9 protein-coding genes are annotated in these 18,553 nt (G+C 54.0%); 2 read left to right on the plus strand and 7 right to left on the minus strand.

The window, feature by feature from the left end:
* Positions 1-123: 123 nt before the first annotated feature.
* The 3 genes from RBH22_RS11640 to RBH22_RS11650 all read right to left on the minus strand — a co-directional run bounded on the left by RBH22_RS11640 (position 124) and on the right by RBH22_RS11650 (position 6,105).
* Positions 124-1,416, minus strand: coding sequence for a hypothetical protein (locus tag RBH22_RS11640; RefSeq protein ID WP_306677570.1), 1,293 nt, complete (start codon positions 1,414-1,416; stop codon positions 124-126).
* A 27-nt stretch (positions 1,417-1,443) separates the two neighbouring features.
* Positions 1,444-4,119, minus strand: a complete 2,676-nt coding sequence (locus RBH22_RS11645) for a DUF1156 domain-containing protein (protein ID WP_306677571.1) — start codon at positions 4,117-4,119, stop codon at positions 1,444-1,446.
* 126 nt (positions 4,120-4,245) lie between these two features.
* Entirely contained in the window at positions 4,246-6,105 is a 1,860-nt protein-coding gene (locus RBH22_RS11650) for an AAA family ATPase (RefSeq protein ID WP_306677572.1), read from the minus strand.
* Between the two features lie 118 nt (positions 6,106-6,223).
* Here RBH22_RS11650 and RBH22_RS11655 point away from each other — a divergent pair, with 118 nt between their 5' ends.
* Positions 6,224-7,456 (plus strand): AAA family ATPase, encoded by a 1,233-nt coding sequence (locus RBH22_RS11655; RefSeq protein ID WP_306677573.1) that lies wholly within the window; start codon positions 6,224-6,226, stop codon positions 7,454-7,456.
* Positions 7,449-9,248 (plus strand): hypothetical protein, encoded by a 1,800-nt coding sequence (locus tag RBH22_RS11660; protein ID WP_306677574.1) that lies wholly within the window; start codon positions 7,449-7,451, stop codon positions 9,246-9,248. The genes RBH22_RS11655 and RBH22_RS11660 overlap by 8 nt, the downstream gene beginning before the upstream one ends.
* A gap of 13 nt (positions 9,249-9,261) precedes the next feature.
* Here the strand turns inward: RBH22_RS11660 and RBH22_RS11665 are convergent, their stop codons facing one another.
* The 4 genes from RBH22_RS11665 to RBH22_RS11680 form a co-directional block, all read right to left on the minus strand.
* Positions 9,262-9,657: a hypothetical protein gene (locus RBH22_RS11665; protein ID WP_306677575.1), complete on the minus strand. Its 396-nt coding sequence runs from the start codon at positions 9,655-9,657 to the stop codon at positions 9,262-9,264.
* Positions 9,658-9,692: 35 nt separating this feature from the next.
* Positions 9,693-12,326, minus strand: coding sequence for a DUF1156 domain-containing protein (locus RBH22_RS11670; protein ID WP_306677576.1), 2,634 nt, complete (start codon positions 12,324-12,326; stop codon positions 9,693-9,695).
* A 39-nt stretch (positions 12,327-12,365) separates the two neighbouring features.
* Positions 12,366-15,602: a DUF499 domain-containing protein gene (locus RBH22_RS11675; protein ID WP_306677577.1), complete on the minus strand. Its 3,237-nt coding sequence runs from the start codon at positions 15,600-15,602 to the stop codon at positions 12,366-12,368.
* A 199-nt stretch (positions 15,603-15,801) separates the two neighbouring features.
* Entirely contained in the window at positions 15,802-18,459 is a 2,658-nt protein-coding gene (locus tag RBH22_RS11680) for a DUF1156 domain-containing protein (protein ID WP_306677578.1), read from the minus strand.
* Positions 18,460-18,553: the final 94 nt, after the last annotated feature.

An 18,553-nucleotide genomic window follows, 5' to 3' on the forward strand; every position in this document is an offset into this window, starting at 1 on the left:
TGGGAAATAGGTTAGACAGAGGATTCAGCTAAGTGATTATTCTTTGAAGTTCGGAAGCGGGCCACCAAGATATACCCTCACGAACCCATAGATAACCCGGTAGCTCTTCGCCGACATTAGGGCTCAATACCCACGGAGTTCAGTGAGGCGCTCTTCGCCATCTGGTGTAATTGTATAACTCTCATCCGACGCTGGTTCAAGATAACCGTCCTCAACCAGGCTCACACATCGGTCAACTGCATGAGCCCTGTTGGATCGGAAGCGCGTTGCGATCTCTGAAGCGTCTTTTGGGGAGCTGACCGAGAGGTAGTCCAGTAATTTCTCCTCCCGGATGAAAAGGTCCGAATAGACCTTGTCGGCCGCAGAGAACGACTTCATTGCCAGCCAGATCATCTTCGTAGAGAGGGCTTCGTCATCTACGAAATCAGTTCGAATACCATGGAGAATCTTGGACCGGGGGGACCCACGGCCCATCAATCGCGGATAGAGGTCTCTGAATGGGTCACGGAACTCCGAGATGTGTTGGTGGCTGCCCTCTCCCTTGGCGACGACCCGTGTCCCAGTGACCTCGTTATCCAGCTCCCAGATTCCTAAATCAGTCGCCGCCTCAATGATCGCGCCGTCGATCTGCGTCAACGCAGTCGGTATCGATAGACCATATCGTCCCTCGTTGTGAGCTGAGATTGCGTCCTTGAGGAGTTTTTCGCGCTCTCCTTTGAGGTACCGGCTATCGACCTGACTGAGAATAGCATCTAGCGTATCCTCATCGTCGAGAAGTTCGGAAAGTACTGAGACAACTTGCTCCTCACCCTTCTCCTGGTAGATCTCATAGAGTTCGTCCCGGAGTCCAGCCACGAGGAAGTCGACCCACTTGAACTCGAAATCGGACGCCTCCAGTTCGTTGACGGACTCGACAATCTCGTCGAAGTTGATATCACCTAACGTGCTCGCGGCCTGTGGGTAGGCCTCGCGTTGAGATTCGAATAGTATCTCTGAATCTGGAGGCTCCGATGGAAGGTCCACTTCTTGGAGATCGGTTTCCTTCAGATGGACGCCAACATATTCACGAATCCATCGCTCGATTTCGCCTTGAGAGAACCGCGATTCTTCAACCAAGTCTTCGACACTGTCCCCATCGAAGAACTGCGAACCGAAGCGTTCCGCCCAGTGAGGGTTTTCTGGGTTATTGTAGAAGATAGTGGCATACTGTTTGAGTCGTCGTTCAGCTTCCGCTTCTTCTAGACCCTGCTCAGTAACCAGAATCTGCGTGGCTTCATCAACGTCCCAGATGTCGTGAAAGACTCTCCCAGCGTCCCTGATTTCGGTGCACAGATCGAAGGGGGTCTCCTGAATTATCTCGTGACGCTCACGCTTGACTTCTCGTATCTTTTCGAAGGCAGTTAGCAAATCGGACATCTGGATTCATTCCTCCCGATCTCGGCTTTAATCGTCGCCGAACTCTGCTAGCGACGTATCCACACCGACCATCTTCAGATACGTCTCGTCCCGAGTGACCTCTGCCAGCCCTTCACAGAGTTCCCGCAGTTCATCCTCGTCCCATCTTTCGAGATAGTTACTAGTGGATTTCCCCTGTTCGAAGCGGTAGCGGAGGAAGTGCGCCTTGTCGAGATTCGTGAGGTCTCCGTTGTCCTCTTCGACCTTACTCTGTACGTACGCCTGGCGTTTTTCATCATCCCACTGGCAGAGGATGAAGTCGTTACCCTCCATACGGAACAATTGCATTTCCCTCATCTGTGCCTCCGACGCGTCCGAACGCTTGAGATGCTTGTTCAGATCGTCATACGTCGGCTTCCACTCTTCTAGCAAGTCCCGGTAGACATCTTGCTCACCACGGTCGTTGTCTTGGATGATTCCATAAATCTCGTCGACGACCTCCTTCGCGGACATCACCTCGCCCGCTCGATGAACCTCGCCGTGATGCTTGGAGTATTCTTGGAAAGATTTCCCCATCTCGATGACACCGATGTCTCCACTTGCAAGCTCTCGATGTTCCTCGAGTGTTTCTCGGGTTTCTCTGGCCGTTCGAACAATGCGCCGTCGGAGTGAGTCCCAGGAGATAGGCCTGCGGTCTTCTGTTGGTCGGGCGACAATAACTATATCGAAAGAGACAGCCTCTCCTCCAAAGAACTTGTTAAGGTCAGAGTTAATCGGATAGGTAGCAGTCACTTCAAAGTCGTTCTTACATAAGGATTCTAGCAGTTCTCCCCAAGATTCCTCATCGCTGTGGTGATAGGTAAATGCTAGTGTGCCGTTTTCTTTTAATGCATCATTTATAACATCAAGTGCTTCGCCCATTTCGTGTTCGAAGTCCTCGACCGTTTTATTCTGAGCGGGGTTTGCGACGATTGATTCGGCACGGGGCGTATGATTATCGTCAAATCCGGAGTAGATATCCTGTAGAACTATTTTCAGCCATACATAGAAGTAGTCAGATAGCTCAGCATACATAACATTGTCATAGTATGGGGGGTCTGTTAGGATTGCATCATATTCGTTCTTAACCGATATATTTCGCATATCACCTTGGTGGATCTCTGAGTTTTCGCCAATTGGTTGCGCGAATTTAGGTGACTCGATCATTTCGCCATCTTTCATATATCGATCAGTCGGTTCACGCGCATACCGGACACCCTCCATCAATTTATCCCAAGTATTTTGGAAGTTGCCTCGTCCAAATTCTGCCCCCCACACGTTATTTTCCACAAAGTCGGATTGAGGGACGTAAGAATTCATCCTAAATATACCCTCCATGTTATTCCGAAGTTGATTATAGATTGAAAATGTACTCTGGAACATTAGCGAATCCGAGAAAGCCAGTAGTAGATATTCTTTAGCATCCTGTGACTGCACAGAATCAATTGATTTCAGCAGCTTTGCCAGCAGTAGTAATTGACGCTCATTAAAGAGATCTGTCCATTGTTCATAACCATGCGGGCGTACGTCGCCAGCCCCAGGAGCAGAGCCAGAAAATTTCCCCGAAGTAGTTTTCCATCCATCAGGTATTGACTCTGAAGGAACGTATTGGTGTAAGTCTGATCGGGTGTTCCATTCTTTTTTTGCTTCCGCGAAAAGCTGCTTATCTAAGGTCCCCGCTTGTTTATACCCCTTATGTATGGCCTTATCATATCCTGCTTCATCGCATTCCTTGCAGTAGAATTCAACTGCATATAGTGTAGCGTCAGGTTTTCCTTGCTCTTCAGAGGCATCCGCAATAGACTCTTTCTGCCCACACTCCGGGCAAGTGTAGTACCCTCCTCGTGAAACGTTCCCGTTCTTGGGAATCCAAGAATGGGAGCACAGATCGCATTCACTCTCCTCCTGCCAATTATCTACGACTGTTACTCCCTCACACCCAGGGCAAAATACATGATAACCTGGGTCATCACTATATCGTTCTTTGGCAACTCGGTAGTCTTTGAAAAGAGAAACAGAATACCCACAGGATACGCAGTCTAATTCTTTTACCCAGAAGTTGTACATCGCTTCTGCTTCATGATCTCCGTTCGGACAAGAGGTACGATAATACTCAAGAATGTCTTCAGCGACCTCATCTTTAACCTCATCAAAGGCGCTTTCTAGTTCATCGATATCGGCCTGTCCAGCATCCATCTCCTTTTTGGTAACAAACCAGGCGACAGGATTTAGATCAACACCAGATGACTCGACTCCAAATCTAGATGCTTCTACCAAGGATGTCCCTCCACCCATGAAAGGATCGAGAATTTTTTTATCTTTTATTCTGACATCCTTGGCATAAAATTCCCAGAGTGGTTCTGGATTGTCAAGATCGACTTCATTAATCGCACCGATTAAGTCCGATGAACTTAGACCGTTATCTCCCAATGTCTGGTTTTCACCTGGGTCGTACACATTCACCTCATCAGCCGTAGTTGACTCATCCACTAGCGAATACAGTGAAATGGCACGGAAGAGACATCCCGGGCGACGTGCCCACCACTTATGCATCGTGTAGATCGGACGGTACCATTGCTTTCCCCGGCTTTCTTTCTCAGCGATTTCGTTTACTCGTTCGATGGGGAAGCCACGTTCAATAGGGAGATCAGGACGGCTTTCCTCTTGTGGTTGCTGCTCAGACATCTGATGTCCATCCATTTCCACGAGGGACATATAAAACTGGTACTACGCTCGTCGATAGTCCTCTCTCCCGAAGAGGCATTTGCCCGATTAGCTACATCTCCTGCTGGCTTCATTCAGTTATCTCCGCTATAGCAGCCGAAGATGCGTCCAAAGCGGAACTTGGATGATCGGCTTCGAGCCGTCAGTATTGACGGTGACCCCTTCATCCAGCGCTGACCGCGCATTTGTAAGCACAACCCCGAATGCTGGTTCGGCGTCGAAGGCAGCTTTCTCGTCATCACTGAACTCACCTCCGTAGCCGTCTTGCTCGACGTATGCTCGCCTCTGCTTGGTGAAGGTGTCCGTCACAGGACTGTACATCTGCTCATCGACTCGGTCTCGTTCGCTCTCGTAGGCATCGCTCTCGAGGAACTCCTGTAACGCATCGAAATCAGGTGTGTCCTGACTCACCTGGAGTTCGTCCAGAGCCCGGTTGTGAGACCACAGTATCGGAACGGGAGTACCGCGTATTTTCGGGACGAAGTCGACGGTGCCCTTTGATCCCACCCAGAACTTGACTACTCCACGCTTCGGATCGTGGGGATGGTTGAGTTCGTTCGACAATCGTATCGTGTGATCGAACGCGACTGCTTTCGCCAGCGCCTCGTCTAGGCCGGGCTCACGTCGAAGAACGTCATTGAGATCGTTCCGACAGAACGCGTTCGTGAGCCCTGGATCCCGCAGGTAAAATCGGAGCCTCCGTGGACGTTGATTGTCGTATTCCTGTGCTGCCGATAGCAAGTGGAGTCGTGAGAGGGCGCTGAGATACTTATCTCGGAGGGTCCGGCGGTCGACATCGAGCACCTCGGTCAGATCGTCGAAGCGCACGTCACCGGTCGGATGTTCGTGAGCAGCGAGGCCACAAAACCGCTCCAAGCCGAGCGCGTCCTTCACCCCGCCGAGGCTCGTCGCGGCGTGCAGGAGATCGTCTCTGAAGTCGGAGAGCAGCTCCCGTTGGTGGGCTTCGAGGTCGACATCGTTACGTCCACGGAGCACGTCGACAAATCGCTCCTCGTCAATCGAGATGCCGTCACCGGCGATTCTGAGCGTCAGCATCCCCCCGCTCGTGCAGTAATTCGCGATCTCCCGCCGCACCGTCGACGGGTCAGCAATTGCGTCGCTGTTCTGAGCTTCGATCTCGGCTACGAATCGGTTAGTGTCTCCCGCCTCGACAGCCTCCAGTAACGCCTTTCGAACCGCGCCCTCATCGAACCGCTCGGCCGCTGGTGCGAGTTCGATATCCCGGTATCGCATCTTGAGGAAATCGGCGAAGCCCATGGGATACAGCTCGCGCGTCTCCCCGCGGACCCCTTCATGCACTTCTGCAAGGTCGGTCTCCTCGAATCGTGCCCGTACGGCACCTCTCGAAAGCGCCGTGAACACGATCCGGCGGTCATCGTGTTCGGCGATCAAGTCCGTAAGGAGGCGCTCCCAGCGACCGACATCTTGATTCCCGCGTTTGTTTGGGCGCTCAACCGTATGGAGATCATCTAACAGGATGTAATGCGGGGATGACTGGGAGTGCCCCAGGACGTGCGTCTCGAAGTGATCCACGGCTGCTCTGAGCTGGGCTTCCGGCTGAAGTTGGAAGACCGGATCGTCTCGAAGAGGGATGTACAGCACGTCCGATGGAGATACGAGGTGCTCTTGAGCCTGCTCACGCCTGTCTGCGTCTCGAACGAATTTCTCTACGAAATTCGGGTCAATATGTGCAGAGGCCAGTTGCTCGAGAAGGGCGGTTTTTCCAGCCCCGTCAGGGCCGGTTATGGGAATCAACCGCCGTTGTTGTTGGTGCAGCTCGTCGTATGTTTGATAGAAGATGTCCTGGAGCGAGGAATAGTCGCCAGTTTGACTCGCCTCTCGACCGCGCTCCCACCACGGGTTGTATTCCTCAAGTTGCTGAATGAGGGTGTGCCCAGAAGAGAATGACTCTGAGTCGAATGCCATAGGATCTGTCTCAATTCCACAATTAATCTACATAGGTATGTTTCTTTGTATCCCCCTAGCTCACGTTCTTCCATCTATACACGTTGTTTTATGGTAGCCCCCCGATATTTCCCAATTAATGAGTAGCGGGAAGCCGAGTTTCGAGAACTACGACCGCGAGGAGGCGGAGGAATTCAGCGGTATTATTCGAAATAATGCGACCTACGCCACCGATTTCATCAATCGCACCTCTGACCCGGATGCAGTTCGATATCTGGTAAACGAATTGGAGATCGACGGCCGGCGGTCCGGTAATCGGGAACAGGTCAAGCAGGCAGTCCTAACGTCCACCGTCACACCGTTCGAGGTCAAACAGACCGTCGCCCAACGGAATTACAATCTGGGCGAGACGCTCGTCCCAGACACAGTCAAGAAGAACGCCCTCACCGCTACCGAAGTCGGGAAGCCAATCGTTCTCTACGGGCCGACCGGCACCGGAAAGACCTATTTCGCAAAGCAGCTCGCACTGGAGGCGTGCATCGACTACTCGATCCACACCGCGACGCCAACATGGACACCTGCGGACATCACCGGTAGTATCCAGCCGGAGACGAAAGACGGCGAGATTGAGTATCATCGGCGAGCAGGCTGCGTCTCACAGGGCATCCAGAAGGCAAACGAGTATCAGGACAACTGGGGCGTCATTATCGACGAAATCACCCGGGCAGACATCTCTCAGGTATTCGGGCCACTATACACCGCTATCGAGGACGAAGATCAGGTTATCTTTCGCAATGACGACGGGGATCCGCTCACGCTCAACGACAACGTCAAGATCATCTGTACGATGAATATGTCGGACCGGACAGTGAACGAACTCGACAATGCGATCACTCGTCGCTTCGCGATGATAGAACTCAGTCGCTACGGTGATGAGGAGCGGGCCTCGCTGTTCGACCGCTGGATCGGAGAACTCGGCTCTGATGTGGATATCGACCGCGACAAGCTTCAGGAACTCCTCGAGAGCCACCACCAGGGGATCAACGAGGGGACAACTACCAGCGGTGAGGATGGAATAATGGAGTTCGGGCCGATGCACTACGAGGACGTCACCCAGTTCCTCAAGCACGCCTGTGGAGACGGCGGTCAGTACAGAGGTGAGGAAGATGTCGCAGTCGGGCAGGCCTTCGCCACGTACATTGCGCCTCGTATCCTGAACACAGCGGCACTGCCCCAGATCAATCGCCTCGCGAGTCACTACGAGACGCTCGACAATCAGTTCGAAGCGTTCGACCTTAGCCCTGCTATGGACCTCGCGAACCAGCAGGCGGAGGCTGAGGAACGTGAGATGGGCGTCAGCGCCTATGAGTAACGCTGTCCGCTACGACTACGGTACATCCCTCTGCTCCGTCCAGGAGAATCGAAAGCTCATCATCGAGGACTGCGATCCGGATACGATCAATAACGAACTTCGGGCGGCGAACTTCGTTCGAGAGGGGAGCAAATTTGTCAAGAAGCGACCCCGACTACGGACTCGATCCGGGCGAAATCCCGAGTCTGATGCGCTACAGGTCCTTTCAGTACGCCTCGTGGATGACACACTCCACGTCGAGCCCTCAGACGTCGTCGGCATTGTGAGGCTCGTCCCGGGGATGAGTGTTCAGGTCGAACCCAAGGTCGACTGGGAGCACGTCATCCAGATGCTCCTTACGGTCTACGACATCGACAGGACGCAGTCTCATTACGGAGTACCGCTCGACGAGCTGGTGTCAAGCGGCGTTGAATCCGCTCGCATTATCGCCATCCTGGCGATCAACTACGTTCATGGTGTCCGAACGATCCGCCGCAAGGGATTCATTCGGGATCTCAATATTCGTCGCCGGGACGGGTTCGAAGGACTAGGTTCAATCGACGTCGAGCAGACGCTGATGAATCACGCAACGGGGAACCTGGCTCCGACCTGGATTGAAACACAGGTCGAGTACGCTAACCCTGTGAATTCGGCAATCCATATGGCTGGGAAGTTGCTCCTCAGGCTGCTCCAGCAGGATCAGAACGGCCATCAGCACCCCCGTCAGGATGTGCTCCTCTCCATGGTTCATCAGGAGGTTGAACGAATAGAGGAGCTGGGTATCCAGAGTAGCCAGAAGGAAATCGGGGGATATCGTCGCCTCTCCCTCCAGGATCTCCCTCGACAACGTCATTACTACCGTCGAGCGTTCCACACTAGTCAATCGATTCTTTCGTCGACGTTGCTTGGACAGGCTGGGGGTGGCCCGGAGGAACTCCTCGTCGACTATGCGCTGAGTATGAATAAACTGTTCCAGGATTACTCCAACCGGGTTCTTAACCGGAAAGTGGACTCCCTACGCCAGATTGACTACCTGGAACAGCTATCGGAGGTCAAATGCAAGCCTGAGCCGCCGATCTATCCCTTCGCTGGAAACTCTGAAGCTCGCCACCAACCCGACCATCTCCTCACAGACGGGGACCAAACGCTCGCGGTACTGGACTCCAAGTACTATCAAGCGGGCAAGAATCCAGCTAACGAGTCTGCATCCCGGTCGAGGATGTTCGCGTACGCCTATCTCACGGAGACCGACCGGATGGCATTCCTCTGCCCGCAGTATCGCAACGTTCGACTTCCCATACAACACACTGGGGCAGAAATAGAGGTCGTCTCACCTGACGGGGACTTCACTTGCGAGGGCTACGAGGAGGTCATCCGAAAGTACATCTTGGAGACGCTCGCGATTACCTATCCTGAACTTCACGTTTTCGAGGCGACTTCCGATGCACACCTCAGTCTCAGCGGCGTCTCAGAGGAGGCCCTCTCGGAGGTTCACGATACGAACGGCCCCTTCAGCATCAGCAATCCCGCTACGTTTGCTGACCGGGTCATCGCGGCGATTGCATTCGCATCCTACGGACCAAACAAACCGGAACTAGAAAATCAGGGGCAGTGGACGAAGTCCCGAATCAAAGAGGCGTGCACAAAGAGCGATGAAGAAGACCATCCAAAATACCCACAACACGAGACAACGTGCATCCCGATATACGATCCTGACGGGAACGACGACCACGGGACTGTGACCCTGCACTTCCTCAGATCGGATCCGGAGGGCACCTCAGTAAGCACAGAAGGGCCATTCCCCCTGATGTGAACGTTGACGGGTGCTACACGCGAAACGGCGCAACGAGCCATCCGGAATCCCGCTTCTTGATTTGCCGACCAAAAATTGGCTCCAAGGAGTGGAACTCATCATCGATCTCTACGTCGAACGAGTCACCAGCACCTTGGATACCACCGTCGACGACGAACTGAATCGCTGGTAACGGGCGCTGGCTGTTGAGATAATCCATCTCTTGCCGCATCGCAGAAACCAACTGATCGCGGAGGTCCTCATCTTCGGTAAGGACTTCTTCGAGACCTGCTACGCAGATCTCGTCAGGGAGATCTCGGTTCTTGAGCTTCGTCACAAACTCCTCGACGGGAACCCGATACTCAGCGGACTCTCGTTCACCGCTCACGATGATGTTGTACATGCCCGCCACTGCGTCGATATCACTCATGTCATTACGAACGTCTCACAGGAGTGTGAAATACGTTAGTCCCTGAGGATCTGACGGAACGTCTCGTCCCCAGTGATGTCCGCAAGTTCGGATGCTACGTCCATCATTTCTCCTGTGACCTCCAATTCGCGGTTCTCTTCCCTGGGTTTGGTCTCCTCATCAGCAGCGTATCGGAGGAGCTGTACCCGTTCGAGAGCAGAGAGTTCGTCAGGGGCTTTTGCTTGGAGGTAAGCCATCCGCTGCTCATCGTGCCACCGCAATAACGTGAAGCCATCTGTGGTGTCGAAAAACGCCCGTTCCTGGAGGTCCTTTGGGCTGACTCCAGTTCCTCGACACAAACGGTTCACATCGTTAAACGTGGGCTCCCCCATCGACAGGAGGCTCAGATAGATTTCGTCGGGGGAGACACCATCATCACCAGCGATGATGTCGTACATCCCGGCGACAACGTCAGTCGCGGACATAACGGACCCCTCACGATGGACCTTGCCGTGGTGTTTGGAATATTCTCGGAAACACCGTCCGAGTTTGACGACGCTGATATCGCCTTCGGAGATGGTTTGTCCCTCCTGAATCTCCTCCTCCGTTCGCTGCGCGGTCCTGTACATCTGTCGTCGAAGCGCAGCCCAGCTGATCGGGTCGCGATCCGTCATCGGTCGTGCGACCACGATCACGCTGAAGGAGAGTTCGTCGCCCATTACGAACTCGCTGAGATTGGCCGAGATCGGATACGTCGCAGTCACGTCAAATCCTTCGTCGCACAGAGACTCGAGGAGCGCCCCCCAGGACTCGATTCCACTGTGCCGATACGTGAACGTGAGTACGCCGTCGTCCTTCAGCACGTTCCGCATCCTGGAGAACGATTGCTTGAGCTCCCTCTCGAAGGTAGCTCCGTCCTTGTCGATAGCCGGGTTCGAGACGATGCTCTCTTCGCGAGGCGTCGTTTCGGGGGTAAAGCAGGAGTATTCATCCGAGAGAAGCAGCCGTTGCCAGACGTAGAAGAAGTCTGAGACCTCCGAATAGACGACGTTGTCGTAGTACGGGGGATCAGTGATGATGGCGTCATACTCCGATTCAAGCTCAACGTCCCGGACATCGCCCTGGTGGAGTGTGTATTCGCCACCGACCGGGTTCTCAAACGAATCCGTCTGTTTGAGTTCTCCATCTTCGAGGTACCGCTCCGTGGGCTGATGGGCAAACTCGACGCCGTTGACGATTTTCTCCCACGTATTCTTGAACGTGCCTCGCCCAGCTCTCGTTCCCCAGACGTTGTTTTCCGCATATTCGACCTGGGGTTGGTAGGAGTTCTGTCTGAAGATCCCCTCTATTTTCGTCCCGGAGATATTGTAGAGGGCGAAGTTATTCTGGAACATCAGAGAGTCGCTGAAAGCGAGGAGGAGATACTCCTTGACGGTCTGGTCTTCGACGTCATCGATGGCAGAGAGCAGCGTCGAAAGACAGTAGAGCTGGCGATCGTTGAACATGTCCGACCACGTCTCGTAGCCGTGGCGGAAGACATCGTTTCCATTTATGCCGGACGCTGCCGTAATCGCACCTTCAGGGATTTCACTCTGAGGGATATACGCATCTAACTCCTCTGCAGAGTGCCACTCCTCGCTAGCACGATCGAACTGAGTACGGTCTTTGTCAGTTGCCGCAGTGAAGCCCTTGAAGGTCGCTCGATCCTTGCCTTCGTCCTCACACTCCGTACAGTAGTACTCGATCGCGTAGAGATCCTCGGCGTACGACTGCCCGTCGGCAATCGCATCGACGATTGGATACTGCAGACCGCACGACGGACATCCGTAGTTACCGCCTCGAGAGACTGGACCGTTCGCCGGGATGTACTCGTAGCCACACTCCGTACAAACGGACTCGGTTTGGTAGTCGTCAGTCAGAAAGACGGATTCACAGTCCGGGCAGTAGACGTTGTATTTGTTGTCGTCCTCGTAGCGACCGTTCGCGACGCGGTAATCTTTGAACAGTGGGACCGTCTCGCCACAGGAAGTGCAGTCTAGCTTCCGTACCCAGAGCGCATACACGACGTCAGCAACGTGGTTCTCGTCGTGAGGACAGGTAGTCTCATAGTGAGACTGGAGTTCGTCTGCGACGGTCGCTCGGACATCGTTGAAGGCCTGTTGCAGCTCGTCGGCATCGACCTCGTGAGCTTCAAGGCTCTTTTTTGAGATGAACCACGCGACAGGATTCAAGTCGACACCGGTTACGGCTGCCCCGAATCGGATGGCCTCCATGAGACTCGTTCCACCACCCATGAACGGGTCAAGGACGGTCTTCCCGTCAACGCGAACGTCCTTCGGATACAGCTCCCAGAGCGCGTCTGGTTCGGTGAGACTGACCGACTCGATGAGTTGAGCGAGATCCTCGGTGGTGGTGTCTTCTGTATCGCTGTCGCCGAAATCGGAAAGGTTCAGATTTTCTTGGTCTGCACTATGGATTTCGACAGCGCTAGGATCATCGACTAACGAGTACAGCGAGATCGCCCTGAACACGCTCCCGAGCCGTCTAGCCCACCACTTGTGCATCGTGGACAGCGGTCGGTAGTACATCTTAGCGCGGCCCTCGCGGTCAGCGAGGTCGTTCACCTGCTCGATGGGAAACCCCCGCTCGATAGGGAGCGTATCCCGCGAGTTCGCGTCCGGGTCAGACATGATAGCTGGTGGTTCCGTCTTCGTATTTGAAGCTGCGCGTCATTCGAACTGGATGGTGATGTCGATGCTTGTGGCAGACTCAGGGATGTTCTCCAGAATGTCGGCGACGATCTCGTGAGATTGTCCGAGTTCGAGTTGCAGATCCGTATGTGCCTGCTGGAACTCAGCAACCCCTTGGAGACCGCCAGGCACTGCGCCCTCACCATCGGTATTGAATGAAAGCGATCCGTAGGAGACGGAGCCAGATTCGTGTGATTCGTTCCACTCTTGGCGCATCTCCGCCGGGCTGTCGCCTTGGTATTCGAAAGTCCAGCCCTCCTCCGGCGGGATGCGGAACCCAGCGCCGGGGAACCAGTCTGCAGGATCCTCTGAGCCAGTCGCGCCGACAACGTAGTGTGGGTCCTCCTTTCCGAGGTTTGCGAGCAGGAAGTGTTTGACCGCCGCCTCGGGCTGTCCCGCAGCGCATTCAACCTGAATCGACTGCACCTGGAAGGTGGCTTCCTCATCGAGGTCGCCAATATAGTTCAGAATCCGGTCGCCGATGTCCTCGGGAACCATCGGCGCGAGGACGACGGACGTGGGGTCACGATCACCGAGGGTACTGACGTAGTCGCCTCCAGTTTTGAGCTTGTATCCATCCGCCAGGAGCGCACTTACCGCGCTTCGGAATGCGGACTCGGTATCGTCTTGCGGGAGGTAGACCTCAGCGTCATTCCGGATGGTCGTAAGAACCTGACTGGTATCGGCTTCGCCGGCGGCATCAACCGTCTCCTCGATACGGTCACGAATCTCGTTTGCCCCGAGTGTCTTAGCGTCCGAGACGTCTCTGAGCGTCGCGTCAGAGCGAACTTTGTCGAGGATTTCACTGCCGCTGACGAGGACGTAGTGGTCCTCGTTTGCCAGCCGCCCGGCAGCCATCTTGACGGCGTCTTCCGGGTCTTGGTCGTGAATCCACACGTCGGTCCGCTGGCGAAGATCGAGTTCGAACGATCCCAGATCGACTTCCTTCGTTCCGGCGCCGAAGCGCCCCCGAAGTTCGGATTCGACCTCCTCAGTCGACCACTTCTCGACGTCGCTCTCCAGAACGAGCACCGTATCCTGATTCAGCCCGCGGAGTTCGTCCTTGAACCCGCTACCATCGTGGGCGAGGATCGGCTTGTCTCCGAGCCCGTCCTCGACGGCGTTGACGACCGCCTGCGCGCTCCCCGGAATGGGATACGTCGGGTCCATCAGGAACTGCTCGTAGATATCGTCGATGGTCGTCTCGGAGCGGTTGTCGAGGCGATCGCGGACGATGTCCCAGACGTGACGCTGGAGGTCGAAGGGATCCGCCTCCGCTGCTGCGGCGATGTTGCTGGCGTTCAGGACGGGTTCGGTGGCGACGAAGTTCTCCAGCGACATCTCGGCCGCGTAGTCGAACTCGTTGAGGAGGTCGTCGCCGTCGATGATCTCCCCGTAGGCGCTCTCCAAGCGTTCGAGGAGATCGTCTTCGTACTCATCGTGGAGCTTTGCGATCTCTTCACGAATCTCCTCTGCAAGGTTCTCGTCCGCCTTGCGGATCTCTGCGCCGATGACCTCCTTGGCCTTCCCGAGGAACTTCTCCTGCTGCGAGGTGGGCGAGATGGTCTTGCCGTTCTTGGGCTGGACGAACACCAGCGTGTTCCGCCATTGTCGACCAGCAGGCTGATTCTTGATGATCTCACCAACGCTGTCCGCATCCCAGGGGCCGTTTTTCACGACGGTTTTGATGTTCTGACTATCGGGGACGTTCTCGAGTTCCCCGTCGACGTTGAAGCCGACCGCGTGTGCACCTGAACCGAATAGCGTTTCGACGGTATCGCCGACGAGCTCGATCGCGTCTTCATCTTCGACGTCGCGAGCGGCGTTCTTCACGAGCGAGCGTGGGTTCTCGTCCTCGCGAATGACGTAGCGGTCGTCGGAGCGCCAGAGGTGGTAGACTTCGCCTTGGAGACGTTCGAGGTCGACGATGATGTCGTTGATGCGGTCGCCGGCGTGGTAGGTTCCGATAACGATGTCGGAGGTGGTCGCGCCCTCAGCGAGCCCCGGCGTGAGCGAGTAGATGAGAACAGTGCTGAGGATGGGTCGGCCGTAGGTGATATCGGCGTCGGCGAGACGTTCCCGGATGTCGTCGTAACACCGGTCCGGGCGGGAGTGTTCGACGTTGATGCGGGTGAGTTCGTCGTTGTACTCGACGGCGTCGACCTCGCCGTGCGTGAGAAGGTCAGTATCTTGGTACTGATCGACGAGTACCTTCGCGAACAGATACAGCATCCCCCGAGTCGCCCCCGACTCAGTCTCCGCGAAGTAGCGGGTTTTCAGCGAATCGATGAGGATCGGGTGGAACGGGTAGGTGTCGTACATCTCCTCCCGGAGGCCATCCGGAAGATCGACGTAATCAGTGTCCGCGTAGGCTTCGATGTACTGGTCGACGAGCGTGCGCATCGCCGAGCGGTCGTTGATGGAGTCGACGAGCCGGTGACGGAGGACATCCCGAATGTCGACCTGGTTGGACATGTTGACCTGCACGCGCTCGGGCTCGCGGGACAGGATATCATGAACGTCGGATCCCTCACGGAGCACGGAGACGAACGCGAACAGTTCCGTGTTGGGACGGGACGTCGTCTCGAAGAGCGCTTGCAGGAACCCGCGGTTCGCGTCTTTCCGGCGACCGCTGAGCGAGCCGAACCAGTCCTCGAGTTCGTCCATGAAGAACGCGACGGTGCGGTCGCCGACCGCGTCCTGGATGACGTCGATGCTCGGGTAGCCACCCTCCTCGTCGTACTCTTCCTCATCCGGTTCGTAATCCAGCTGTTCGAACAGTGGCTCCCAGAGGTACTCGTACTGCTCCTTCTGGAGGGAGACGACGACCGGGAGCGCGTCGTCAGGGAGCGCTTCTCCAAGCCCTTCGATACGGCCATCGGCCCACTCGCCCACCACGTCGGGCGAGTTGAAGCAGTGGTACAGCGCGACCATCTGGTGGGACTTCCCGGTCCCGTACGGCCCATACATCTCGTGGAGGCGGTTGTTGTCCTCGCCCCGACGAGTGTCTCGGAGTCGCTTCAGGGAGTCCTCCAGCCCACCGGTCAGTAGCGTACGGTTGAAGAATCGCTCTGCGTCGGATTCCAGCGTATCGGCCTCGCTGTCAACATCGTAGAGGCGGATCTGGCCCTTGATGAGGCTATCCCCCTCGGTGAGCTCCGGACTGAGCGTCAGCACGTCGTCGATTGTGGTATCGAGAGTTCCTTCCGCGCTCATGTATACCCGACACGATGGCCGACCATCTTATTAAAGTATGTATCGTAAGATGCTATTAGATTTGATTAGACTTCATCAGGTAGAACTGACCTGGTTTATAGTCTATTAGAAACAAGGTAATGTATTTTATTCTGCTACGGTGGGTATTGGAACCCGATCTAATGACTCAGCTGGCGAAGAAAGGAACTCTACAAAAGATCTACTCGTCGGTGAATTCGTCCCAGTTGGTGTTGTGGACACCAAGCATATTCAGATATGTCTCGTCTCCCGTCGCCTCGGCGAGACCCTCACAGAGTTCCTGAAGATCGTCGGAATTCCAGCGCTCTAAGTACTCCTTGGTCGATTTGTCCTCTTCGTAACGGTAACGCAGGAAGTGAGCTTTGTCTAAGACAGTCAGATCACCATTCTCGCCGGTGACCTTATCTTGGACGTAGGCCTGACGCTTTTGATCCCTCCAGTCGCCGATGATGAAGTCGTTACCCTCCATCCGGAAGAGGGCCTTCTCACGCATCTCTTCTTCTGAGGCCTCACTCCGCCGGAGAAGTTTGTTGAAGTCGTTATAGCTAGGCGAACGATTCCGTTGTAACGCCAGGAAGATGTCCTGCTCGCCGAGGGCGTTGTCTTGGATGATCCCGTAAATTTCCTGAACAGCTTCCTTGGCAGTCATGATGTCACCACTTCGGCGGACCTCTCCGTGATGTTTGGAGTATTCCGAGAAGCAAGCACCCATCTCAACGACACCGATGTCACCTTCAGAAAGATCCCGGTGTTCCTCAAGGCTCTCTTGAATCTCCTCAAGACGATTAAGAATTTCAATACGGAGACGACGCCAACTGATTGGTGTCCGTTCCTCGGTCGGCCGGGCTACAATAACAATGTCGAACGAGACGGCTTCGCCACCGATGAATTTCATCAAGTCCGAATTGATTGGATAAGTCGCCGTCACTTCGAAATCATTGTTACAGAGTGATTCAAGGAGTTCACCCCAAGATTCTTCGTCACTATGATGATACGTGAACGCGAGTGTTCCATCATCTTTGAGTGCTCGGTTGATAACCTCTAACGCTTGCCCCATCTCGTGCTCGAAGTCCTCTGCAGTCTTGTCGAGGTAGGGGTTTGTGACAATAGATTCTGCTCGTGGCGTCTTTTCACGGTCGAAACCGGGGTATTTGTCTTCCAAAAGGACTTTCTGCCAGACGTAAAAGTAATCCGCGACTTCCGAGTAGATGATATTGTCGTAGTACGGCGGGTCAGTAATGACCGCGTCATATTCGTTTTCTGTAGTGATATTCCGCATGTCATCTTGATAAACATCAGAGTTCAGACCAATAGGCTGGGCAAATTCGGATGTTTCTTTAGTCTCATTATCTACGATATGGCGTTCCGTTGGATTATTGGCATACTCGACACCTTTTTTCACCATATCATATATGGCAGTGAATGTTCCCCGTCCGAATTTCGTACCCCAGACGTTATTTTCTGTTGGGTATGTTGGAGGAGCAAACGCGTTGATTTTGAAAATATGGTCTATCTTATTGTAACCATGGTCGTAAGAGACCATCATCGAATTAGTTTCCAATACATCGGAAAAAGCCAAAAGTAAAAACTCTGCAACATTCTGATCTTCTAACTCATCAATAGATTTGAGTATTTTTGAAAATGAGAGGAGCTGCCGCTCATTATACATATCCGTCCACTTTTCGTACCCATGATCAAACACTGGATTGCGTTCAGAAGTCATATGCCCAGGTGGGATATTCTCCTCGGGCACATACTCATGCAAATCCGTCCGAGTGTTCCACTCCCGTTTAGCTTCCTCAAAAAGCTGTTTGTCTACCCCCTCAGCCTGCTTATATCCCTTGTGCGTACTCTTATCTAGCCCCTGTTGATCGCATTCCTCACAATAGTATTCTACAGCGTAAAGCTGTAGATCATATCCATCTTGTCCCTGAATCGCATCGATTATCGCTTCTTTCTGTCCACATTTGGGACAATTATAATACCCTCCTCGGGTGACAGGGCCCTCTTTGGGATTGAATTCGTGAGCACAATCGTTGCACTCGCTTTTTTCCTGCCAATCGTCAACTATCGTGATCGCTCCGCAGTCCGGACAAAGAACGTTGTATCCTGGATCGTCGCTGTATCGCTCTTTCGCGACCCGATAGTCCTTGAACAATGGAACTGTGTGACCACAGGAGACGCAATCGAGTTCCTTTACCCAGAAGTTGTACATGACGTCCGCATCGTGGTCACCATTTGGACAAGGTGTCCGATAATACTGAAGAATATCATCTGCCACATCTTCTTTCAACTGCTCGAATGCGGCTTCCAGCTCCTCAACGTCAGTTTGGCCAGCATCAAGTTGCTTCTTAGTAACGAACCATGCAACTGGGTTTAGATCTACACCAACTGATTCAACACCAAAACGGGAAGCCTCAACAAGTGAAGTCCCCCCACCCATAAACGGGTCCAGTATTTTCTTGTTCTTGATTCGGACATCCTTCGGATAGAATTCCCACAGTGATTCAGGGTTTTCCATCGAAACGTTACCGATCGCTTCTACGAGATCTTCTTTGTCTAGACCATTTTCACCCAGGGTCTGATTCTCGCCTGGTTCATACACATCGACATCATCAAGCGTAGTATCCTCATCAAGAAGCGAATAGAGAGTGATCGCACGGAAAAGACAGCCCGGCCTCCGTGCCCACCATTTATGCATGGTATAGATTGGACGATACCATTGTTTTGCTCGGCCCTCCTTCTCGGCGATCTCGTTTACTCGTTCAATCGGGAAGCCACGCTCAATAGGAAGCTCAGGGCGACCCTCCGCCCGCTTAGATTGTTCCTGCTCAGACATGAGTCAGCCTTACGAAGGCTTTCCGCAGGAGCCATATAAAAATACGTAACTGCCGTCTCAGAGTTCCTCTCCGAAATACCTATTTCACCAAACT

The organism is Halobellus sp. H-GB7, assembly GCF_030848585.1.
In the GTDB taxonomy this organism is placed as follows: domain Archaea; phylum Halobacteriota; class Halobacteria; order Halobacteriales; family Haloferacaceae; genus Haloquadratum; species Haloquadratum inordinatus.